General features: G+C 66.0%; 19 protein-coding genes and 1 pseudogene. 14 read left to right on the forward strand and 6 right to left on the reverse strand.

Going from position 1 to position 22,664, the window contains the following annotated elements; translation table 11 throughout:
* Positions 1-38 precede the first annotated feature (38 nt).
* Positions 39-1,037 carry an NADP-dependent oxidoreductase gene (locus V3G39_06065; protein ID XAS77602.1) on the forward strand — a complete coding sequence of 333 codons (999 nt, stop codon included), beginning with the start codon at positions 39-41 and terminating at the stop codon, positions 1,035-1,037.
* Between the two features lie 45 nt (positions 1,038-1,082).
* Here the strand turns inward: V3G39_06065 and V3G39_06070 are convergent.
* The 3 genes and pseudogenes from V3G39_06070 to V3G39_06080 form a co-directional block, all read right to left on the reverse strand.
* Positions 1,083-1,349 (reverse strand): annotated as a pseudogene (locus V3G39_06070) (sortase).
* Positions 1,350-1,799: 450 nt separating this feature from the next.
* Positions 1,800-2,567 carry a hypothetical protein gene (locus V3G39_06075; protein ID XAS77603.1) on the reverse strand — a complete coding sequence of 256 codons (768 nt, stop codon included), beginning with the start codon at positions 2,565-2,567 and terminating at the stop codon, positions 1,800-1,802.
* 112 nt (positions 2,568-2,679) lie between these two features.
* Complete coding sequence (locus V3G39_06080; protein ID XAS77604.1) at positions 2,680-3,654, reverse strand: putative sulfate exporter family transporter; 975 nt, start codon at positions 3,652-3,654, stop codon at positions 2,680-2,682.
* Between the two features lie 222 nt (positions 3,655-3,876).
* Here V3G39_06080 and V3G39_06085 point away from each other — a divergent pair, with 222 nt between their 5' ends.
* On the forward strand, positions 3,877-4,800 hold the full coding sequence (locus tag V3G39_06085; GenBank protein ID XAS77605.1) for a LysR family transcriptional regulator: 924 nt from the start codon (positions 3,877-3,879) through the stop codon (positions 4,798-4,800).
* Positions 4,801-4,912: 112 nt separating this feature from the next.
* Here the strand turns inward: V3G39_06085 and V3G39_06090 are convergent, their stop codons facing one another.
* A complete protein-coding gene (locus V3G39_06090; GenBank protein XAS77606.1) occupies positions 4,913-6,259 on the reverse strand; it encodes an NAD-dependent succinate-semialdehyde dehydrogenase in 1,347 nt (448 codons plus the stop codon).
* Between the two features lie 160 nt (positions 6,260-6,419).
* Between V3G39_06090 and V3G39_06095 the strand changes: the two genes are divergently transcribed.
* Genes V3G39_06095 through V3G39_06130 form a run of 8 tightly spaced genes read left to right on the forward strand, consistent with a single transcriptional unit; the run spans position 6,420 to position 16,315 of the window.
* Positions 6,420-7,046: a TetR/AcrR family transcriptional regulator gene (locus V3G39_06095; protein ID XAS77607.1), complete on the forward strand. Its 627-nt coding sequence runs from the start codon at positions 6,420-6,422 to the stop codon at positions 7,044-7,046.
* Positions 7,043-7,861, forward strand: a complete 819-nt coding sequence (locus V3G39_06100; protein ID XAS77608.1) for a TIGR03084 family metal-binding protein — start codon at positions 7,043-7,045, stop codon at positions 7,859-7,861. Before V3G39_06095 ends, V3G39_06100 begins: the two co-directional genes overlap by 4 nt.
* A complete protein-coding gene (locus V3G39_06105; protein XAS77609.1) occupies positions 7,858-9,570 on the forward strand; it encodes an acyclic terpene utilization AtuA family protein in 1,713 nt (570 codons plus the stop codon). The genes V3G39_06100 and V3G39_06105 overlap by 4 nt, the downstream gene beginning before the upstream one ends.
* A complete protein-coding gene (locus V3G39_06110; GenBank protein ID XAS77610.1) occupies positions 9,567-10,730 on the forward strand; it encodes an acyl-CoA dehydrogenase family protein in 1,164 nt (387 codons plus the stop codon). Before V3G39_06105 ends, V3G39_06110 begins: the two co-directional genes overlap by 4 nt.
* Positions 10,727-12,325: a carboxyl transferase domain-containing protein gene (locus V3G39_06115; GenBank protein XAS77611.1), complete on the forward strand. Its 1,599-nt coding sequence runs from the start codon at positions 10,727-10,729 to the stop codon at positions 12,323-12,325. The genes V3G39_06110 and V3G39_06115 overlap by 4 nt, the downstream gene beginning before the upstream one ends.
* Positions 12,325-14,289, forward strand: a complete 1,965-nt coding sequence (locus V3G39_06120; protein ID XAS77612.1) for a biotin carboxylase N-terminal domain-containing protein — start codon at positions 12,325-12,327, stop codon at positions 14,287-14,289. The genes V3G39_06115 and V3G39_06120 overlap by 1 nt, the downstream gene beginning before the upstream one ends.
* A 51-nt stretch (positions 14,290-14,340) precedes the next feature.
* Positions 14,341-15,528: an acyl-CoA dehydrogenase family protein gene (locus V3G39_06125; protein ID XAS77613.1), complete on the forward strand. Its 1,188-nt coding sequence runs from the start codon at positions 14,341-14,343 to the stop codon at positions 15,526-15,528.
* Between the two features lie 40 nt (positions 15,529-15,568).
* Positions 15,569-16,315, forward strand: coding sequence for an enoyl-CoA hydratase-related protein (locus V3G39_06130; protein XAS77614.1), 747 nt, complete (start codon positions 15,569-15,571; stop codon positions 16,313-16,315).
* 201 nt (positions 16,316-16,516) lie between these two features.
* Here V3G39_06130 and V3G39_06135 read toward each other — a convergent pair whose 3' ends face one another.
* Positions 16,517-17,074 carry a DUF488 domain-containing protein gene (locus tag V3G39_06135; protein ID XAS77615.1) on the reverse strand — a complete coding sequence of 186 codons (558 nt, stop codon included), beginning with the start codon at positions 17,072-17,074 and terminating at the stop codon, positions 16,517-16,519.
* A gap of 219 nt (positions 17,075-17,293) precedes the next feature.
* On the opposite strand from V3G39_06135, the gene V3G39_06140 reads away from it, so the two are divergent.
* Genes V3G39_06140 through V3G39_06155 form a run of 4 tightly spaced genes read left to right on the forward strand, consistent with a single transcriptional unit; the run spans position 17,294 to position 22,226 of the window.
* Positions 17,294-18,727 carry a 3' terminal RNA ribose 2'-O-methyltransferase Hen1 gene (locus tag V3G39_06140; protein ID XAS77616.1) on the forward strand — a complete coding sequence of 478 codons (1,434 nt, stop codon included), beginning with the start codon at positions 17,294-17,296 and terminating at the stop codon, positions 18,725-18,727.
* Positions 18,724-21,285 (forward strand): polynucleotide kinase-phosphatase, encoded by a 2,562-nt coding sequence (locus tag V3G39_06145; GenBank protein ID XAS77617.1) that lies wholly within the window; start codon positions 18,724-18,726, stop codon positions 21,283-21,285. The genes V3G39_06140 and V3G39_06145 overlap by 4 nt, the downstream gene beginning before the upstream one ends.
* Before the next feature lie 54 nt (positions 21,286-21,339).
* Complete coding sequence (locus tag V3G39_06150; GenBank protein XAS77618.1) at positions 21,340-21,663, forward strand: nucleotidyltransferase domain-containing protein; 324 nt, start codon at positions 21,340-21,342, stop codon at positions 21,661-21,663.
* On the forward strand, positions 21,660-22,226 hold the full coding sequence (locus V3G39_06155) for a nucleotidyltransferase domain-containing protein (protein XAS77619.1): 567 nt from the start codon (positions 21,660-21,662) through the stop codon (positions 22,224-22,226). Before V3G39_06150 ends, V3G39_06155 begins: the two co-directional genes overlap by 4 nt.
* Positions 22,227-22,238: 12 nt before the next feature.
* On the opposite strand, the gene V3G39_06160 is transcribed toward V3G39_06155, so the two are convergent.
* Entirely contained in the window at positions 22,239-22,520 is a 282-nt protein-coding gene (locus tag V3G39_06160) for an excalibur calcium-binding domain-containing protein (GenBank protein ID XAS77620.1), read from the reverse strand.
* Positions 22,521-22,664: the final 144 nt, after the last annotated feature.

Here is a 22,664-nt window from a genome sequence, read left to right on the forward strand (position 1 = left end):
TACTGCGCGGCCGGATCAGTCCGGCATACGGTCGGGGCATGAGATGCCGCGAAGTGCAGTTGACGTCGGTGCCGAACGTCGGTGTCACGGCGGCGAACTTCGGTGTTTTCGATACCGACACCGACGCACCTGCCGACGGGCAGGTACTTGTCGGGCTTCGCAGGCTCGGGCTGAACGCGGGTCTCGCGCACCGCCTCGGAGGCGAGGGCACCGCATACGGTCCGGGGGTCGGTGTCGGTGACGTCCCCGCGAGCGACGCTGTGGTCGAGGTGCTGGAATCGAACGACCCCCAGTTCGCGCGGGGTGATCTTGGCGTTGTTCAGCTGCCCTGGAGAACCACCGCCGTTGTCGATGCCGAATCACTGCGCGCTATCGGTGGCGGCGTCTCGGACGACGATCTCAATGCGCGCATGACGGTGCTGGGTCACGTCGGGTTCACTGCCTGGACCGGCATGATCCAGATAGGGCAGGTGCGCCCGGGCGACACCGTGTACATTTCCGGTGCGGCAGGCGGCGTCGGGAGCTGTGCCGTGCAGTTCGCGAAGGCCGTCGGAGCGAGTGTCATCGGCGTCGCGGGCTCCGCGGAGAAGGCCAGGTTGCTCACCGACGATCTCGGCGCAGATCACGCGGTCGACCGACATGATGGCGACGCCGTCGACCTGTTGCGCAAGGCAGCACCCGACGGCATCGATCTCTACTACGACAATGTCGGCGGGGAGCAGCTCGACGCCGCGTTGGAGGTGCTCAACTTCAGGGGTCGGGTGGTCATGTGCGGCGCTGTCGCAGGCGCCCCCGCTCCTGAGAACCTGCGGAAGATGATCTACCAGGAGCTCACCATCCGCGGATTTACGGTGACCGCACACGAGGATTTGCGCGATCGGTTCGAGTCGCAGGTCGGTGGGTGGCTACGGGATGGGAAGGTACGCAGTCTGCACACGGTGTTCGACGGGATCGACAGGGTCCCTGAGGCGTTCGAATCGTTGCTGGCCGGTGGCAGTTGCGGCCGGGTGATCGTCTCGGTGCCGTCACAGCTCTAGTGCACTGAACGCGAAGTAGGGCAGGCCAGCGCGGCACCGGCGCGGTCAGCCGGCCAGGCGCGCGAAAAGGACCGTGTTGTCGCGGTACCGACCGGTTGCCGGGTCAATCGATCCGCCGCAGGTGATGACGCGTAACTCCGGACCGGTCGTGTTTCCGTAGACGACGGCGGCGGGGAAGTCGTCCTTCGGGTACCGCGCGACGTCGTAGACGTCGAAGGTCAGTTTTGTCCCGTTCGCCTGGCCGATCTGCACGGAGTCGCCCTTTTTGACGTCAGCCAGGCGGAAGAAAACCCCACGCACCCCGCCCGCACCGTCGACATGTCCCTCGGATCACGGCAGGCCCGACCTGGCCGGGTCTGGGCGATCCCGTGAACCATGCGGCCTGCTTGACCTGGGCGTTGGTCGGCACCGCGATCTTCCCGTCAGCATCCAGGCCGAGCTGCAGCAGTCGCGAGGACGCGCCGATCGAAGAAATGTTTACCGTGGCCGGCACGCTGACCGAGGCCGCTGAGTTCGTCGATGACGAACTGCGGGGCGTAGTCGACGAGGGCGTAGTCGAGAAGGACGATGTCGAAGAAGGCGAGCTGGACTGTTGGGAAAGGGCGACCTGGGGCGAACTCAGGGGCACCTGCGGGGCATGTGTCTGGTCGCTGACAGCAAATACCACGAGGCCCACGCCCACCGCCATCAGCACGACCAGCAGGGCTGCGCCGGTTTGTCGCGAAAAGGGTGCGCGGCGACGCGCGTGGTGTTTGCCGGTCATCAGCGCCGAGCTGCCGGCGTGCGGCGTTTCAGCGCGATCAGGCCAACCCCGCCCACTGCGATCGCAGTCGCTCCGGCACCCAGGGCGCCTGTGTGCTGCATGCCCATGGTCGACCCGTCACCGGTCTGTGGTCCGCGGTTGGGAATGCCGCTGAGTTGACTCGCCACGAGGCGGCCGCAGGTTGCCGGGTCAGTGGCTTCCTCGGGCAGGGCGGCGTTCAACTCGGACTTCGAGGCTCCGTCATATTTCCCGCTCTTGTTGTAGTCGACACCGTGCTGCACGACGACTGCCTTGCCCGCGCGGATCTCACCGGCGATCGTCGCTGATATCGGGATACTGCGGGTGTAGGTCGTGTTTCCCACGGGGAAACGATCGACGGCCAACGCGCTCTTGGGGGAGGTGTCGCCGCTGGTCGTCAGCGATACGGCAATCGATCCGTAGCTCGTAGCGCCGTCTTTGACGCGTAGGTGACCGTTGATGCCGGTGCCCCGTTGGGTGGCCGCCGGGCAGCTGTTCGTCCCACCGATGTGCAGGTGTGCCGCGTGGGGCAACTCGGCGCTCAGACCACTGGATGTGACAGTGATCCACAGCGTGTCACCGACCAGTTTGCCGACGACTTTGCTGTGCGCTCCGCTACCGTTCAGTGCTGTCAGGTTGGCGGAGAAGGTGTCGTTCGTCGCGGCGTGAGCCGGTGCGACACCGGTCAGCGGCAGGGCGACCAGCGTGAGCGCGGCAACCGGTAGAGCGCGCTTGAGGATCTGATGCATGTCGTCCTGCTCTCATCCGTTACTACAAACTGTGCCACGTCCTTCTGGAGATTCGGAGCCGTCGGCACTTTGGATGGATAGCCGACCCTGCCTGATGGGCCAGCTGCGCAGCTCAGATAGTGCCGGTGGCCCACTGCAGTCCGAGGCTGGACAGTGCGACACACAACCACAGCGCACCACCGAGCAGCAGGGGCCGCACACCCGCGGCACGCATCTGTCCCAGGCGCATTGACAGTCCGATACCCGCGAGCGCCATCGTGATCATGAAGGTGCCGATGTGGTTCAGCGGGCTGTGCCAGCCCGCCGGTATAACGCCGAGCGAATCCAGCACCGCTGCGAGCAGGAAACCGATCAGAAATGGCGGCACCACCCGCTGCCAGGGAATGGATGTGGTGATCTCGCCTCCTGCGCGCGCCTGCCGTCGCGAATACAGCAGCGACAGGGTCATCACGATGGGGATGATCATCAGTGATCGGGTCAGTTTCACGACCAGGGCGTAGGGCCCGGCTCCGTCCCCGAAGCTGTAGGCCGCTGCGACGACAGACGATATGTCGTTGACGGCGGTGCCGCTCCACAGTCCGAAGGAATGCCCGCTCATCCCGATGAGGTGCCCGATGGGGGGAAAGAGCAGAACTGCAGCGATGTTGAAGGTGAATATGGTGCCGATCGCGTAGGCGACGTCGGCCTGTTTGGGTTTGATCACCGCGGTAGCTGCAGCGATTGCGGATGCGCCGCAGATGGCTGTACCCACCCCGATCAGCGTGCGAACGTCGGAGTCGAGGCCGAGCGCACGTCCGATCACGTAGGCCCCGATCAGCGAGACGGCCACGGTGCCGAGCATGACGGGCAGTGATGAGCCGCCGACGTTCAGGACCTGGCGGATGGACAGTCCGGTGCCAAGGACGACCACCGACGCCTGCAGGACGGGTTTCGAGGCGAATGTGTACCCGGAGGAGAAGCTGTCCCCGCGCAAGGCGGTTACCGCCGTTCCGGCGACCAGGCCGATCAGGATGCCGAACAGCGGCCCGCCCACGATGGGGAAGAACTTCCCGAGCGTGGTCGCTACTCCTGCGACGACGAGGGTCACGAGCAGCCCCGGGATGGTTTGACGAGCACGGACGCCGCGAGTTGAGGACCTGGGTTCCGTCGTTGTCGACTCGTGCGTTGGGTGGGTGCTCGTGCCCCGGGGTGACCTCACACTGACCAGCCTGATCGCGATGGCCCTACGGCGGTAGACCACGATCTACCATCGGGGGTATGTCCGACGGATATTGCTGGGGTTGTCCACCCTGTTACGAAAGCCCACATTGTGGCTGAGTGGCCCGCCCTGGCAGCAACGGAGCTGCTGGTCGCGGTTGCCGACCACGGGTCGCTGGCAGCCGGTGCCCGCGCGGTCGGGATGGCGCAACCCAACGCCAGCCGCTCCATCGCCCGCCTGGAGCGGCATCTGAAATTGTTGTTGCTGCAGCGCTCGACCGCTGGCTCCACGCTCACGCCGGCCGGGCTCCTGGTCGTGGAGTGGTCCCGCGCCCTGCTGTTCGCGGCGCGGGACCTCACCGACGGCGCGGCCGCGCTCGCTGCCGATGGAACGGGCGCGATGACGGTCTCGGCCAGTCAGACCGTCGCGGAACACCTGTTGCCGCGCTGGCTGTCCGATCTGCGGTGGACACACCCGGACGTGCGGATCACCGTCCGGGTGCACAACACCCACGCTGTGCTGGCCGACGTACTGCACGGCAGGTGTGCAGTGGGTTTCATCGAGGGCCCCGGGACGCCCGCGGGGGTGCATTCCCTGGTCGTCGCTCGGGATGAACTGGTGCTTGTCGTGTCGCCTGCACATGTGTGGGCGAGTAGCGCCGTTCCGATCACCGCTGAGGAGCTGCGCGAAACGGCATTGGTGACCAGGGAGTACGGCTCCGGCACCCGGGTTGCGCTCGACACCGCGCTCGGCGGGCCTGTGCGGTCGGTGCTGGAGCTGTCGGGGAACGCAGCCGTCCGGGTCAGCGTGATGTCCGGGACAGCTCCTGCGGTACTCAGCAGACTCGCGGTCGCGGATGCGCTGACGGCCGGCACCCTGTGCGAGGTGCCGATCGAGGGCCTGGACCTGCGCAGGCCGCTGCACGCCGTCTGGACCGGACCGCGACGCCTGGGCGGTGTGAGCGCGGATCTGGTGGGTATCGCCCGAGCGTCCGGCAGAGCCCGTGGCGACGGTCTGGACGAGGTGGCCCGATAGCCGGCTGAACGCGCGGGCCTGACCGCGTCGATAACGCGCACACGTGGGGAGGGACTTGGAGTAGTCCCTCCCCACGTCGTCGCCCCGCTCTCAGCCGCCGGGCGACGATCCGTCACTTGACGGTGCGGATGAGCTTCTTGTTGATGAATTCCTCGATGCCGTAGCGGCCGAGCTCACGACCGAAACCGGATCGCTTCACGCCGCCGAAGGGTAGTTCGACGGAGTCGGCATTGACGCCGTTCACGAACACCATGCCGACGTCCAGACGGTCTGCGACTCGTTGGGCCTGATCGGCATCGGTGGTGAACACGTAGGAGCCCAGACCGAACGGCGTGTCGTTGGCCAACTCGATGGCCGCGTCCTCCGAATCCACCTTGAACACCATCGCGACCGGCCCGAAGAGCTCCTCGTGGAATGTGGCGCTGTCATGGCTTACCCCGGTCAGGACGCTCGGCGGGTAGAACGCGCCGTGGCGCTCGCCGGCGCTCTGCAGGTGGGCACCACCCTGCACCGCGCGCTCGACCTGCTTCACCAGGTTGTCGGTTGCCTGGATCGACGACATCGGCGCATCGTTCGGGGTAGCGAGCACCTTTGCGGTGAACGCGGAGATGAACTCGTCGTACACGCCGTCGGCGATGATCAGCCTCTTGCCGCCATTGCAGGCCTGGCCGGTGTTGTAGTAGCGCGCATCGAATGCAGCCTGCACGGCGGCGTCCATGTCATCTGTGCTCAGCAGGATGAACGGGTCGGAGCCACCGAGCTCGAGGACGACCTTCTTCAGGTTGCGACCGGCAATCTCCGCCACGGCTGAGCCGGCCCGCTCGGAGCCGGTGAGCGAGACGCCCTGGATGCGGGGGTCGGCGATGATGTCGGCGCACTGGTCGTTGGTTGCGTAGAGGTTGACGTACGCACCTTCGGGAAATCCGGCGTCGACGAAGATCTTCGCGATCGCGGCAGCCGATTCCGGGCACTGCGGGGCGTGCTTGAGGATGATGGTGTTGCCGGCGACCAGGTTGGGCCCGGCGAAGCGCGACACCTGGTAGTAGGGGAAGTTCCACGGCATGATGCCGAGCAGGGGGCCGACCGAGGTACGGCGGATCAATGCGCTTCCGGCGCCTGCTTCCTGCTCGATGGGCTCGTCAGCCAGGAACTTCGGTCCGTTGTCCGCGTAGTACGCGTAAATAGCCGATGCGAACTCGACCTCCTCGATGGCTTCTGCCTCGGGCTTGCCCATCTCGCGGATGATGATCTCGACGAGCTCGTCCTGACGCTCGGTGTGCAGTTCAGCGACCCGGTGGATGAGTGCTGCCCGCTCGTCCACTGTCGAGCTACGCGACCACTCACGGTGTGCCTTGGTGGCCGAAGCCATCGCCGCCTGGACGTCCTGGTCGGTAGCGGTCGGGTACTCCTGCCCCGTCTCGTTGGTGCTCGGGTCGACAACTGCGTACTGCGTGGTCATACAGGCCTCCAATAGCTTCGATTTCCAACAAATGGGCTGAATCACAGGCTAACGGGTGCAGGCGTGGCGGTAGGCGCCTGCGGAAAATGCACCGGGCCCGGGATTCGCCACATAACAAACAAACTTGACTGTTTCTCACGATGGCGGGAGAGTTGGGCCCGTGACCACCACCGCACCATTGCCCGCTCGGGTACCTCAGCCGCAGCGCGCTGCGGCAATGCGGGGCAGGCTCTTGGAGGCAACGGTCGAAGTGCTCGTGGAACGCGGCTGGTCGGGTACGACGACCACCGTGGTTTCCACCCGCGCCGGGGTGTCCCGGGGCGCCCAGCTGCATCATTTCCCGTCCAAGCGTGAGCTCGTGGTCGCCGCAGTGGATCACCTGGGCGAGCGACTGCATCACCAACTGCAGCAGTTGCGGATCGAGGCGCCCACCGGGCAGGGCAGCACGGTCGCCGCCCTCACGACTCTCGCCGACTTCTTCGTCTCCGACCTGTTCGTGGCCGCGCTCGAGCTGTGGGTCGCAGCGCGTACCGATCCTGAGCTGCTCGAATCAGTGGCTCCGATGGAACGGCGTTGGGGACGCCGCGCACACCGTCTTGCCGTTGAGCTGCTCGGCGTGGACGACGAGGACCCGCAGACCCGGCTGCTGATACAGGGTCTGCTGGACATGTTGCGCGGGCTCGGCCTCGCCAACACCCTCAGCGACGACGGTCCGCGTCGAGCCGTGATTCTGCAGCGCTGGGCGCCCCTGATAGACCAACATGCTCGGCGAAAGGCCCGCTCATGAAGCTTCTGGATCTGCTGGACGATCTACGCGCCGAGTGCATCGCCGTTCGGCAGCTGGTGCAGTCCCTGCCGGATGCGGACTGGGAGCGCTCCACGCCGGCCCTGGGTTGGAACGTCGCCCACCAGATCGGCCATTTGGCCTGGACCGACGCAATGTCCTCGATCGCGGTGGCGACAATGCTGGATGCCGGTGACACCGCTGCGCAGCACGCGTGGCGAGCCGTGGTGGAGGGTGCGATGAGCGCGCCGGACACCTTCGTGAACGACGGAGCGACCGAGTTCGCCGCACTGCCTCCGGCGCAGCTGATGGCCCGGTGGGACAACGAGCGGGAGCTGCTGCATGATCGACTGGGCCGCGTCGATTCGGCGGCGCGCATCCCGTGGTTCGGGCCACCGATGAAGTCAACCTCGATGGCGACCGCCCGGTTGATGGAGACCTGGGCGCACGGGCTCGACATTGCCGATGCGCTCGGCGCGCAGACATTCCCGACCGACCGCATCCGGCATGTTTGCCACCTCGGTTTCGCCACCCGCGCATTTGCCTACCTGGGGCGCGGAATGGACCTGCCGGAGCGCGACGTCGCCCTGGACCTGATCGGTCCGGGCGGTGACTCGTGGACCTGGGGTCCGGCCGACGCCGAGCAACGCATCACCGGCACAGCGTGGGACTTCGCGCGGGTCGCCGTGCGTCGGGTGCACGCGTCGGACACCGAGTTGCTCGCCACCGGGAAGGACGCGCAGACCTGGCTGGGCATCGTGCAGGCCTTCGCCGGGCCACCCGGCTCCGACCCGCAACCGTCTGCCGCGCCCGAATGAGTGAGCCGCTGCGGATCGCAAATGTCTCCGGCTTCTACGGTGACCGCCTCTCCGCGATGCGCGAACAGCTCGAGGGCGGACCGATCGACGTCCTCACAGGCGACTACCTCGCAGAGTTGACGATGCTGATCCTGGGCCGCGATCAGCTCAAGGACGCGTCGCGTGGTTATGCCCGCACCTTCCTGCGCCAGGTCGCCGACTGTCTGTCACTCGCCCATGAGCGCGGGGTGCGGATTGTCAGCAACGCGGGCGGTCTGAATCCGCAGGGGCTGGCCGACGCGTTGCGGAAGGTCATCGCCGAGGCGGGCCTTCCGATGACCGTCGCTTATGTCGACGGTGACGACCTTCGTTCTCGTGCGGCCGAATTCGGCGTCGAGGGCATCCTGACCGCGAACGCCTACCTGGGCGCGTTTGGGATCGCCGAAGCCCTGAAGCGTGGAGCGGACATCGTGGTGACCGGGCGTGTCACCGACGCGTCCGTGACGATGGGACCGGCTATCGCCCACCACGGTTGGGGGCGACAGGACTATGACGCGCTCGCGGGTGCCTTGATCGCGGGGCATGTCATCGAGTGCGGTGCGCAGGCGACCGGCGGCAACTTCACCGGCTTCGCCGCCCTTTCCGACCTCTTGCACCCCGGTTTCCCGATCGCCGAGATCGCCGTCGATGGCAGCAGCGTGATCACCAAACATCGCGGCAGCGCGGGAGCGGTCACCGTCGATACCGTGACAGCCCAGCTCGTCTACGAGATCGGTGCCCCGACCTACCTGAATCCGGACGTTGTGGGGCACCTGGACACGGTGCGTCTGACTCAGACAGGTCTTGACAGGGTGCAGATCGATGGGGTCCGGGGCACTCCGCCACCGCCCACTACGAAGGTGTGTTTGAACAGGCTCGGCGGCTTCCGCAATGTGGTGGAGTTTGTGCTCACCGGCCTGGAGATTCCCGCCAAAGCTGTCCTGGTGCGCGCGCAGATGGAGCATGCGCTCGCGCTGGATCAGCCTGCCGAAGTGACATGGCGACTCGACGACCTCACGGTTCCCGACCCCGAAACTCAGGTTGCGGCAACGGCACTGTTGACCTGCCAGGTGCTCGACCGGACTGACCGACCGGTCGGTCGGGCGTTCAGCGCTGCGGCCGTCGAGCTGGCGCTCGCGTCCTACCCCGGTTTCACCATGACCCGCCCACCCTCATCAGCGACCGCCTACGGCATCTACTCGGCGGCGTACGTCGCGCAGGGCAGCGTTCCGCACCGCGTCACGATGCAGGACGGCGAGGTCATCGAGATCGACCCGCCGCAGGTAACCGAACAACCCATCCTCGATGTCGTTGCACCGGTAGCTGCATCGTTCGTCGCATCCGACTCGGTCCGCGCGCCACTCGGTGTGGTGGCACATGCCCGCAGTGGCGACAAGGGCGGCGACGCCAACGTCGGCGTGTGGATTCCGTCAGCGCACCTGCACCCGGATGCGGCCTACGAATGGTTGCAGGCGCTACTTACCCCGGATGGTGTTCGCCGACTGTTGCCGGAGGCGGCCGACCTCGACATCGACGTCTGGCCGCTGCCGCATCTGCGTGCAGTCAACGTCGTCATCCACGGGCTGCTCGGCGAAGGTGTCGCGGCATCCACCCGGCTCGACCCGCAGGCCAAAGCGCTCGGTGAATGGCTGCGTGCCCGGGTCGTTGACATCCCCAAGGAGTTCATATGAGTGACAGCTGGACGAACTCCGAGCGGGAGGCGCTGCATGACAGCGTCACCCGCTTCACCCGTGACAAGATCACTGACCAACTCGCCGGCTGGGAAGACGAGGGCATGCTGCCGCGGTCGCTGCACCGCGAGGCGGCTGCGGCCGGACTGCTCGGCGTTGGTTTCGCCGAGGAGGTGGGTGGCCAGGGTGGAGATGCGATCGACAATTCTGTGGTGTGTGAAGCCATCATCGGGGCCGGTGGATCGAGCGGCCTGGTGGCTGGGCTCTTCACCCACGGCATCGCACTGCCGCACATCGTTGCCAGCGGTAATGCCGATCTCATCGACCGTTACGCGCGGCCCACCCTCGCCGGCGAGTTGATCGGCTCGCTCGCCGTGACGGAGCCGGGCGGCGGCTCGGATGTAGCTGCCGTGCAGACCCGGGCTGTTCGCGACGGCGACGACTACGTGGTCACCGGTTCCAAGATGTTCATCACCAGCGGGGTACGTGCCGACTTCGTGACCACGCTGGTGCGCACCGGGGGCGCCGGTTACGACGGACTCAGCCTGCTGGTCATCGACAAGGAATCGACCGGCTTCTCCGTCTCCGCACCGTTGCGCAAGATGGGCTGGCACTGCTCGGACACCGCTGAACTGTCGTTCGATGCGGTGCGGGTACCGGTCCGGAACCTGATCGGCGGCGAAGGGGAAGGATTCATCTCCGTCATGCAGCAATTCGTCCACGAGCGGCTCAACCTCGCCGTCCAGGCATACGCCGTTGCCCAGCGCTGTCTCGATCTGGCGGTTCAGTACGCGCGCGGCCGGGAGACGTTCGGCCGGCCGCTGATCGACCGTCAGTCGATCCGACGCACCCTGGTGGCAATGCACCGACGTACCGATGTCGCACGTGCCTACACACGGGCGGTCATCGAACGTGAAGCGGCGGGAGAGGAGCCGCTGCTGGAGGCGACCGTGGCCAAGAACGAAGCGACCGCAGCGTGCGATTTCGTGGTCGATCAGGCAGTGCAGATCTTTGGCGGCGCGGGGTATCTGCGTGAGTCCGAAGTCGAGCGGCACTATCGCGATTCGCGCATCCTGCGGATCGGTGGAGGCACCGACGAAGTGATGGACGACCTCGCGGCGAAGTTGCTCGGATACTCCAGTAGGGCGGGCGCGCGATGACGGTGCTACGCAGCGGGATCGACGCGCAGTCAGCAGAGTTCGCAGCCAATGCCGACTCGATGCGTGAGCAGGTCGAGGACCTGATCGTGCAGCACGGCAAAGCACTGGAAGGTGGTGGCCGGAAGTACGTCGACCGCCATCACTCTCGCGGAAAGCTGTTGCCGCGGGAGCGGATCGAGCTGCTCCTCGATGAGGACAGTGCGTTCCTGGAGCTGTCGACCCTGGCAGGCTACGGATCGGAGTTCCCGGTCGGCGGCAACCTGGTGACCGGCATCGGCGTCGTCGAGGGCGTCGAGTGCATGATCGTCGCCAACGACCCGACCTCGCGCGGTGGGGCGAGCAATCCGGTGACTTTGAAGAAGTCCGAGCGGGCGGCTCGGATAGCGGCCGAGAACGGGTTGCCGACGATCAACCTGGTGGAGTCCGGCGGCGCGGATCTGCCCACTCAGAAAGACATCTTCGTGCCCGGCGGACGAGCCTTCGCGAACCTGACCCACTCCAGCGCTGCCCGCTGTCCCACCATTGCCCTGGTCTTCGGCAACTGCACGGCGGGTGGCGCCTATGTGCCGGGTATGAGTGACTACACAGTCATGGTCAAGGACGCCGCGAAGGTCTTCCTGGCCGGCCCGCCCCTGGTCAAGATGGCGACCGGCGAGGAGTCCGATGACGAATCGCTGGGTGGCGCCGAGATGCATGCCCGTATCTCGGGGCTCGCGGACTATCTGGCCGCCGACGAGCACGACGCAATCCGTATCGGGCGCAGCGTGATCCGGCGGTTGAACTGGCGCAAGAAGGGATTGAGCCCCGCCCCGACATACGCCGATCCCGTGCTGGACGGCCGGGAACTGCTGGGCGTGGTGCCGAGTGATCCGCGGGCGCCGTTCGATCCCCGTGAAGTGATCGGGCGGATCGTGGACGGCTCGGACTTCGATGAGTTCAAGCCGCTCTACGGGTCGAGCCTGGTCACCGGTTGGGCGCAGTTGCATGGCTACCCGGTCGGGATCCTCGCGAACGCCCGTGGGGTGCTCTTCAGCGAAGAGGCTCAGAAAGCTGCGCAGTTCATCCAACTCGCCAACCAGATCGACACACCGCTGATCTTCCTGCACAACACCACCGGCTACATGGTCGGCAAGGAGTACGAGCAGGGCGGCATCATCAAACACGGTGCGCAGATGATCAACGCGGTGGCGAACTCCACCGTGCCTCACCTGTCGGTGATCATCGGATCGTCATATGGCGCAGGTAATTACGGCATGAGTGGGCGCGCCTACGACCCGCGGTTCATGTTCAGCTGGGTCAACGCGAAGTCCGCAGTGATGGGCGGCGCGCAGCTGGCAGGCGTCATCTCGATCGTGTCGCGGGCCTCGGCGGCCAACCGCGGCAAACCGTTCGACGAAGAGAGTGACGTGGCGATCCGGGAAATGGTCGAAGCACAGATCGACGCCGAATCGCATGCATACATGATGTCCGGGCTGCTGTACGACGACGGCGTGATCGACCCACGCGATACCCGCACGGTGCTCGGTATTGCACTGTCGACGATCAATACGACCGCGACCAGCGGGGCACAGGGATACGGGGTGTTTCGGCTGTGATGATTGAAGCGGTATCGATCCGGCGGGTGCTGGTGGCCAACCGTGGTGAGATCGCCCGTCGGGTCTTCGCCAGTTGTCGCAGGGCCGGTATCGAGACGGTCGCGGTGCACTCACCCGCAGACGCCGAGGCGGCCTTTGTGCGCGAAGCCGATCAGGCTGTGGCGTTACCTGGTGATGCACCGTCGGAGTCGTATCTGCGTGGTGATCTGATCGTGGCGGCCGCGCGTGCAACGGGTGCGGACGCCATCCACCCTGGGTACGGATTCCTTTCCGAGTCAGCGGGTTTCGCGAGGTTGGTCACCGATGCGGGGCTGACCTGGATCGGACCGGACGCCGACACCATCGAGGCAATGGGCTCCAAAGTCCGCGCCAAGAAACTGATGGCAGAAGCCGGGGTGCCCATCCTCGAGGTCGACGTCGACACCGTGAGCGACGAGCAGTTCCCGCTCCTGGTCAAGGCGTCCGCAGGTGGCGGTGGCCGAGGGATGCGCGTGGTGCGCGGGCGCTCGGACCTTGATGCGCAGTTGGCTGCGGCGTCGTCGGAGGCAGCGTCGGCGTTCGGCGACGGCACGGTCTTCGTCGAGCCGTACCTGCCCACTGCGCGGCACGTCGAGGTGCAGGTGCTCGCCGACGCCCACGGCACCTGCTGGATCGTGGGCGAGCGGGACTGCTCGCTGCAACGTCGCCACCAGAAGGTGATGGAAGAAGCCCCGGCGCCTGCGCTTGCGGACGGAGTGCGAGAGCTGTTGGCTGACGCGGCTCGCGCCGCCGTCGGCGCGGTGGGATACCTCGGCGCAGGCACCGTGGAGTTCCTCGTGCAGGGTGAGTCGATCTACTTCCTGGAGATGAACACCCGGCTGCAGGTCGAGCATCCGGTCAGTGAGTGCGTCTACGACGTGGATCTGGTCGCGGCGCAGTTGTCCGTCGCGCAGGGCGAGGCGTTGCCGCCTCGCGACTTCACGCCGCGAGGCCACGCGATCGAGGTGCGGCTCTACGCCGAGGATCCGGGATCGGACTGGGCGCCACAGACCGGCACCGTGCGGGCGTTCGACTTCCCCAGCGCCACCACGTCATTCGAAGTCCCGACCACGTATGGCGTGCGCCTCGACAGCGCCGTCGACGCCGGTGCTCAGGTCGGGATCCACTACGATCCGATGCTCGCCAAGGTGATCGCATGGGGCCCGGACCGCGCATCAGCGGCACGCATGCTCAGCGACGCGTTGCGGCGGGCACGGGTACACGGGGTGGTCACCAATGCGGCCGTGCTGCGGGTGATGCTGAACGACCCCGATGTACTCGCGTCGCTGATGCACACCTCGTTGCTGGAGGAAAAAGCTGCTCACTGGATCAGTCAGTCGTCGTCGAGCGGGCAACGCCGAGTCATCGCAACAGCGGCCGCGCTGAGCGATGCCGCGGCCGCAACTACCGGGGCCGGTGTGCAGCAGCGGATGCCTGCGGCGTGGCGGTCGGTGCCGTCCCAGTCCCGCACCCGCAGTTACCTTCTCGGCGGTGATGAAGTGAGTATCGGGTACCGCGACGTGGGCGGGCTGCTGTGCAGCGACGACGATGAAGTCACCGCGGTCGAGGTCGGCCCCGATGTCGTCGTGCTCGATGTCCACGGGGTACGCCAGCATTTCGAGGTGTCGCGGTCGGGCTCGTTCGTGGACGTATGGGGACCCAGCGGAAGTTGGTCGCTGGAGCGGGTACCGCGCTTCACCGACCCGGCAGCGAGCGTCGGCGAAGGCTCGTTGGTCGCTCCGATGCCTGGCGCTGTGGTGTCCCTTGCGGTCGCGCAGGGTGACCGCGTAGCTGCTGGTGACCCACTCCTTGTACTGGAAGCCATGAAGATGCAGCACACCATTCGCGCAACCACCGACGGGGTACTCAGCGACCTACGCGTCCACGTCGGGCTGCAGGTCGAGTCGGGCGCGGTACTGGCTGTCATCGAGCCGGACAGCGCATGACGAGCTGCCTCCGAAACATCCGAAACCTACTGCTGTCCATGAGGAGTCGAAATGACAACGACTGAAACCCAACCTGCAGAGATTGCTTTCTCGGAGCCGTCGGAGCGCCGCGATCTGCGCGTCTCGGTGGCGCAGTTCGCGAAGTCCTACGGGCCGGACTACTGGCTGGGCAAGGCCTATGCCAATGCCAAGACCGACGAGCTGTGGCAGGCAGCCGGACGCCAGGGCTTCCTCGGTGTCGCCATTCCCGAGGAGTACGGCGGCGCGGGCGGCACCATCGGCGACCTGGCAGCTGTCTGCGAGGAGCTGGCGACGGCGGGGTGTCCGTTGCTGCTGATGGTCGTGTCGCCGGCGATCTGCGGCACCATCATCTGCACCTACGGCACGGATTCGCAGAAGTCGCGCTGGCTGCCGGGTTTCGCGGATGGCACCACCAAGATGGCCTTCGCCATTACCGAGCCGGATGCCGGATCCAACTCGCACAACATCGTCACCACCGCGACGCCGGACGGCGACGGATGGCGGTTGCGTGGCGGCAAGGTCTACATTTCCGGGGTCGACGAATGTGGGCACGTGCTGGTCGTGGCGCGCACCCAGAGCGCGAAGACCGGTAAGTTGCGCCCGGCGCTGTTCATTGTGCCGACCGACGCCGATGGCTTCTCCTTCACCGAGATCCCGATGGGGATGGTGGAGCCGGAGCGGCAGTTCAGCGTGCACATCGACGACGTGGCACTGCCCGCCGACGCGCTGGTCGGCTCGGCCGATGCCGGCATCGAGCAGCTCTTCGCGGGCCTGAACCCCGAGCGGATCATGGCTGCCTCCTCGGCCACCGGCATGGCGCGCTACGCGCTGGCCAAAGCGACGGCATACGTGAAGGAACGTGAAGTGTGGGGTGTGCCGATCGGGCAGCACCAGGCGGTCGCGCACCCTCTCGCGCAGTCCCACGTCGAGATCGAGCTGGCCCGGTTGATGACCCAGCGGGCCGCGGCGCTCTACGACGCGGGCCAGCTGATGCTGGCCGGTGAGGCCGCGAACATGGCCAAATACGCCTCTGCCGAAGCTGCCTGCACTGCGGTCGACCGGGCCGTACAGGCGCACGGTGGCAACGGACTGGCCAACGAATACGGCCTGGTACACCTGATTGCAGCCTCACGACTGACACGCATTGCTCCCGTGAGCAAGGAGATGGCGCTCAATTTCGTCGCTCAATTCAGTCTCGGCCTGCCCAAGTCGTACTGAACCCGCTCGTCTTAGTTTCTTTTTCGAAGAGGGAGCAGCAATGGAACTCGTTCGGTACGACGTGTCCGACGCGGTCGCGACGATCACGCTGGCCAGCCCGCAAAACCGCAACGCGCTCAGCCGCCAACTGGTCGGCGAACTGTTGGACACCCTGCGGGCGGCGCAGGATGACTCGGACGTTCGGGTGGTCGTGCTGGCAGCGGAAGGTCCCGCCTTCTGCGCAGGCGCTGATCTGAAAGAGGCAGGTGCAGGGGACGGTGGGGTCGGTGACCTCATCGAGATCCAGCGACTGATCCTGACGCTCGCGGTACCGGTGGTGCTGCGGCTGCATGCGCCGGTACGAGCCGGTGGGCTGGGTCTGGTTGGTGCCGCCGACATCGTGGTGGCCGCCCGTTCGGTGTCTTTCGCATTTACCGAAGCGCGGCTGGCACTCGCGCCGGCGATCATCTCGCTGACGACTCTGCCGCGGATGACGAGCCGCGCTGCGGCATACACCTTCCTGTCCGGTGCGACCTTCGACGCAGATGAGGCGCAGTCGTACGGGCTGGTGACGAGCACTGTCGACGACGGCCAGTTGGATGCCGAGATAGCCCGCGTGGTGGGCGAGTTGGGTAAGGCCGACCCCCAGGGGCTGCGCGAGACCAAGAAGCTGCTCAATGCCGACATGGTGGCTGGGATCGATCGCGACGGAGAGCGGCTGGCGCGGCTGTCCGGTGAATTGTTTGCGAGCGAAGACGCCCGAGCTGCGATGTTGCGTTTCTTCGAGAGCCGCAAGCCGCGCACCTGACCCTTCCTTTCCGGCGTTTTGGTCGCCAGCGACCCAAACGAGGCCGTCACGCCTCCCGGACGGGCTTTTATCGGCGCCAGCGACGCAAACGAGTGGGCCAGGCCGCGGTCGGAGACTTTTCGGGGCGCTGGCGACCCACACGTGGGCAAGCGGGGGAGAAGCGGCCCGACGTGGCAGACGTCAGCCGTACCCGCAGCGTGGTCAGTCCGCGTCGGCCTCATCGGCCGAAAGCGGGTAGGTGACCCGGCCCTGGTCATCGACCTGGGCCGCAGCGCCCCAGGCGCCGAGCTCATGGGTGCGTGCCGGGCTGCCGGCCATGATGTGTCGCACCGTCCACCCGCGTGCGGTCAGCGTGTTGGAGATCAGCAACCGATGGCAACGCCACGGCATCGGTTCAGCGCACATGATCGCGATCCGGCAGTTGGCGGCGCGCTCGACGAGGTCGGTGACTGCCTTCTGGTACTCCGCAGTCAGTGTGTAGTCCGCGTAATTCTTGAAACTCTGGTTCTGCCAGCCGCCGTTGATGTCTGGATCCACCGGCTGTTTGCGGCGTCGTCCACCGAGATCGGTCAGGTGGACATACTCGATGCCGGCACGATCCAACCATTCGCGCATCGCGTCCTGGCCGAATTGGGGGCTGCTACGCGATCCCGGATGTGCTCGAACGTCGGCGAGGACGTCGATGCGTTGGTCGCGGAGTAAGCCGATGAAGGTCTCCTCCGGGCAGGTCCAGTGCCCAATGGTCCAGATTTCGTGCATGACCCAAGTGTGGCCGAGCTCTTGGCGGTGCTGCGCTGCAACCTACGTCTGGGGCCAGAGGCCAAGACGTGGGTCCAGGTGCCGGTCCGCACCTATGTTTGAGGGAAAGAGGCCAAGACGTGGGTCCAGCTGCCGGTCCGCACCTGTGTTTGGGGGCGAGTGGGCCCAAACGGACGAACGTCGACGCACGAGGGTATGTCAGCGGGCAGAATGCCCGGTGTGCTGCTGACGCTTTCCACGACTCATCAACCCGCGACCGATCTGGGATACCTGCTGCACAAGCACCCATCGCGCGTGCAGTCGTTCGGGCTCTCGGTGGGTCGTGCGCACGTCTTCTACCCCGAGACCGCCGAAAACCGTTGCACCGTGGCGCTCTTGGTCGAGGTGGACCCGGTGTCCCTGGTGCGTGGTCGCGGCGACAACTCGCGCGGTGGGTTTGCGCTGGGGCAGTATGTCAACGATCGCCCGTATGCGGCCTCCAGCCTGCTCGCCGTCGCGATCAAGCGGGTCTTCGCCACGGCAATGACCGGGCGATGCGACAGTCGGGCCGGGTTGGCGGCCGGACCGATTCCGTTGCAGATCACCCTGCCCGCAGTGCCCTGCGGAGGTGATGCCGAGCTGTTGCACCGGCTGTTCGAGCCGCTCGGCTGGCACGTCGACGCGAGCACCGCGCCGCTGGACCCGCACCTTCCGGAGTGGGGCAATGCACCGTACGCCGACCTGCGACTCACGGGTGAGGTGCGGTTGGCCGATGCGTTGAATCAGCTCTATGTGTTGCTACCGGTGCTCGATGACTCCAAGCATTACTGGGTCGGCAATGAGGAAATCGAGAAATTGTTGCGCGCGGGGCAGGGGTGGCTGGCCGACCATCCTGAACGCGAGCTGATCGCCAGCCGCTACCTCAAGCACCAGCGGACGCTGACGGCCACCGCTGTCGCGCGGTTGAGCGAGTCGGACGCCGTTCACAGCGATGACCGCGATGGCAGCGATGACGGCGGGGGGCGCATCGAGAGCACAACGGCATCGCCACTGTCTGAGATGCGCCGGCGTGCGGTCATGGAAATCATTCGTGAATCGGGGGCTCGGCGGGTCGGTGACTTCGGATGCGGTGAAGGATCGCTGATCGCAGAGTTGTTGCACGACATCACCATTGAGCGCATCGTCGGCGCCGATGTATCGATGCGCTCGCTGCATACCGCTGCACGCCGCCTGCACCTCGACACGCTGCCCCAGCCGCAGCGGGATCGGGTTGAGCTACTCCAGGCCGCGTTGACCTACCACGACGACCGTCTGGTCGGCCTCGACCTTGCGGTGCTGATGGAAGTCATCGAGCACGTCGATCCGTCGCGGCTGGCAGCCCTTGAGAGCACGGTGTTCGGCCACGCCGCACCGACCCGGGTCGTCGTCACGACCCCTAATGCCGAGCACAACGTGCGTTACGACGGGTTGGCGCACGGACAGCTGCGCCACCACGACCACCGGTTCGAGTGGGGGCGCGCGCAATTCGCGCAGTGGGCGGGTGTCGTGGGTGAGGCCTACGGTTACGACGTTCAGCTACGCCCCGTCGGTCCCGACGACCCACAGGTCGGCCCACCGACGCAACTGGCGCTCTTCACCAGGCGCAGCATTCGTACCACCGAGGTGACCCGATGACCCGCCAGTTGCAGATTCCCCAGTTGTGCCTCGTCGTGCTGGTTGGCGCGAGCGGATCGGGCAAGTCGACGTTCGCTGCCCAGCATTTCCTGCCCACCGAGGTTGTCTCTTCGGACGCTTGCCGCGGGATGGTCGCTGACGATCCGAACGATCAATCCGCCACCGGCCCGGCATTTGAGCTGCTCAACTTCATCGTCGGCAAACGCCTTGAAGCAGGCCGGTTGACCGTCATCGACGCGACCAACGTGCAGCCGAACGCTCGCCGCGAACTGGTAGCGCTCGCTCGCGCGTACGACGTGCTGCCGGTCGCGGTGGTGCTGGACGTCCCGGAGCGGGTCTGCCTGGACCGCAACGAAACCCGCCCCGACCGTACATTCGGCGTGCACGTCGTCAAGCGGCAGCGAGATCAGCTACGCCGTGGGTTGAAGGGCCTGCAGCGCGAAGGTTTCCGGACCGTTCACCGGTTGTCCGGACTTGATGAGATTGCCGACGTGAGCTTCGTGCGCACCCGCCTCTACAACGACCTGCGGGACCAGTCGGGCCCGTTCGACGTCATCGGCGACATCCATGGGTGCCGCTCGGAGCTGGAGACGTTGCTGCATGAGCTGGACTACCGTATCGAGCGTGACGGCCAGGGCCGCGCGATCGGCGCGCATCACGGCACTCGACGCGCGATCTTTGTCGGTGACCTGGTCGACCGCGGCCCGGACACTCCGGGGGTGCTGCGCCTGGTGATGGGCATGGTTGCCGCCGGTAACGCCTACTGCGTATCCGGCAACCATGAGGCAAAGCTGTTGCGGGCGCTCCGTGGTCGGAACGTGCAGCAGACCCACGGTCTGGCAGAGACGTTGACTCAGATCGCGCTGGAGACCGATGACTTCCGCGAGCAGGTCGAGCAGTTCGTCGATCGGTTGACCGGCCACTACGTTTTCGATGACGGCGCACTCGTGGTGTCGCACGCCGGTCTGATCGAGAAATACCACGGCCGCGCGTCCGGTCGCGTGCGTGAGTTCTGCCTTTACGGGCAGACCACTGGCGAAACCGACGAATACGGTCTGCCGGTGCGGTACCCGTGGGCAACGGAGTATCGCGGTGCGGCGACGGTGCTCTACGGGCATACCCCGGTCCCGGCACCGGAATGGATCAACAACACGATGTGCCTGGACACGGGCTGTGTATTCGGCGGACGATTGACCGCGCTGCGGTATCCCGAGCGGGAGGTGGTCTCTGTCGCGGCAGAGCGGGAGCACTACGAGCCTGCGCGGCCCTTCCCGGTAGCCGACGATGTCGCGGTGTCAGGTGCCGGGCGGCGCGATCCCGACGTGCTGGACATCATCGATGTCGCGGGCAAGACGGTCATCGAGACGGCACACCACGGGCGGGTCTCGATCCGCTCAGAGAACGCTGCCGCCGCTCTGGAGGTGATGAGCCGGTTCGCGATCGATCCCAGGACCCTGATCTATCTGCCCCCCACGATGAGTCCTGTTGCAACGGCGAAGGACTCTGAGTTCCTCGAGCGTCCCGAGCAGGCCTTCGATTACTACCGCGGCGAAGGTGTGCAACGGGTGATCTGCGAGGAGAAGCACATGGGTTCGCGCGCGGTGCTGCTCATCTGCCGCTCGGTGCAGGTGGCGCGGGAGCGGTTCGGGGTGCCGGGCGAAGCGTGTGGTGCGGTGTGGACCCGCACCGGCCGGTCTTTCTTCGACGAGAACTCGAGCGTGCAGCTCGTCGAGCGGTTGCGGGATGCGGCCGAGAACGCCGGGCTCTTTGACGAACTGGATTCCGAATGGCTGCTCTTCGACGCCGAGATCCTGCCGTGGAGCGCGAAGGCAGGTCGGTTGATCCGTGAGCAGTATGCGGCGGTGGGCGCAGCAGCTCGCGCGGCGCTCCCGGCTCAGGTGCAAGTGCTGCGCCAGGCGCAGCAGACCGACCTGGAGGTTGCCGAGCTGCTGGACCGAAGTATCGAACGCGATGCCAATGCGTCTGCGTATACCGAGGTCTACCGCCGATATACCTGGCCCACAACGGGGTTGGACGGAGTTGCGGTAGCGCCGTTCCAGCTGCTGGCCACCCAGGGCCACACATACGCCGATCGGCCGCACGCATGGCACCTCGCGTTGGCCGACCGTATGGTGCAGGTCGCGCCGCAGCTGATCAGGACGACGCGTCGTATCGAGATTGACACGCAGGATCTGGAGTCAACGCAGGCCGGCACAGGCTGGTGGCATGAACTCACCGACGTCGGTGCAGAAGGCATGGTCGTCAAACCCGCCGACAACCTCACGAGGGGCGCGAAGGGTCTGGTGCAACCGGGGTTGAAGGTGCGCGGGCGCGAATATCTGCGGCTCATCTACGGCCCGGACTACACCCTGCCGGTCAACCTCGAACGACTTCGGCAGCGACAACTGGGCCACAAGCGCTCGATGGCATTACGGGAGTATGCGCTGGGGTTGCAGGCGCTCGATCTGGTGGCGTCCGACGAACCGCTGTGGCGGGTGCACCAGTGTGTGTTCGGCGTCCTCGCACTGGAATCCGAGCCGGTGGATCCGCGACTGTGAGTGACGAGGGACTATGAGAGAGAAGGGACTACGACCAACACGGTAGGAAGCGCTGTGATCAAGGGGGGCCGTTCGCTCCCCTCAGGTTTTGCACACCCGCATGCCTCTGAGGAGGCCCGGGCCATAGCCGAGCAGGGGTTGATTTTTCGCGCTCAGGTCGGTTCGGGAGTGCACGGCACCGCAATCAGCGGGCAGGACGACCGCGATGAGATGGGTATCGCCCTGGAGCCGCCGGCGTACGTCACCGGGTTGGCACGGGTGCCCACAGGCACCGGAGATCCTCGGGCGACGGTGGCTTTCGAGCAGTACGAGAGGCACACGATCTGGGATGCGCCCGGGGCATCACGAACCGCTCTGGCGCTGGTGATCTGGACGTGATCGTCTACTCAGCGCGCAAGTGGTGCCGACTGGCGCTCGCGGGTAACCCGACGGTGTTGCTGCTGCTTTTCGTGCCCGATGAAGAGGTGGTGCTCCGCGACGCGGCGGGCTGCGAGCTGGCAGACAACGCTGACCGTTTCGTGTCCGTCCTCGCGGCGGAGCGATTCCTGGGCTATCTACGCGCGCAACGCGACGCAATGGTGGGAGTTCGCGGCGCGAAGACCAATCGTCCCGAACTGGTCGCAGTGCACGGCTACGACACCAAGTTCGCGACGCACGCGCTTCGGCTCGGGATGCAGGGCGTGGAGTTGCTTGCGACCGGCCGGATGACGCTGCCTGTGCCCGCCGAGGATCGCGAATTCCTGAGGGCTATCCGTCGCGGCGAGGTAGCTGAGGCGGATGTTCTACAAGCGATCGGGCGGGCAGAAGCAGAGTTGATCCGACTCGCCGGAGCATCCTCGGTGCCCGCCGCACCTGACTACGCGTGGGTCGATGGCTGGCTACATCGGGCGCATCTGTCCTACTGGGGCAGTAGCCTCGCGGCCGGGCGGAGGATCGGGTGACCGACGGGTCGGTCAGCGCTTCTCGCAGGCAATTCCGTCATGGTCCCGGTCGGATTTGGTGTTCTTGTTGTAAACCGCCGTGTTGATCGTGAAGTTCGTGACCGGTTTGGCGCCTCGGCTCACCTTGTCCTTGGCACCCTTCCTGCCGACGCCGTGCGGGAACGCCTTGTTCAGCGCCGTGCAGTTCGGATAGGTCTTCGCGGCGGGGGCCGCGTCGGCAGGGGCCGATACCAGCGCCGTGCCCATGATCAGGGCGGCGGTCATCAACATGGTGGGGGTCTTAGGGATGTGCACGGGGGAATTATGCCGTGCAGGAGCGTGCCTGCGCACCTGAATGAGATGAGAAACATCGACATGGCTGAGTCGCCAGCTTCGGCCACCACTTTGATGTGCTTCGATAGATCCGGCGTGCATGCGCGTCCCGGCAGTGGGGCCTGA

The organism is Dermatophilaceae bacterium Sec6.4 (assembly GCA_039636865.1).
Taxonomy (GTDB): Bacteria; Actinomycetota; Actinomycetes; order Actinomycetales; family Dermatophilaceae; genus Allobranchiibius.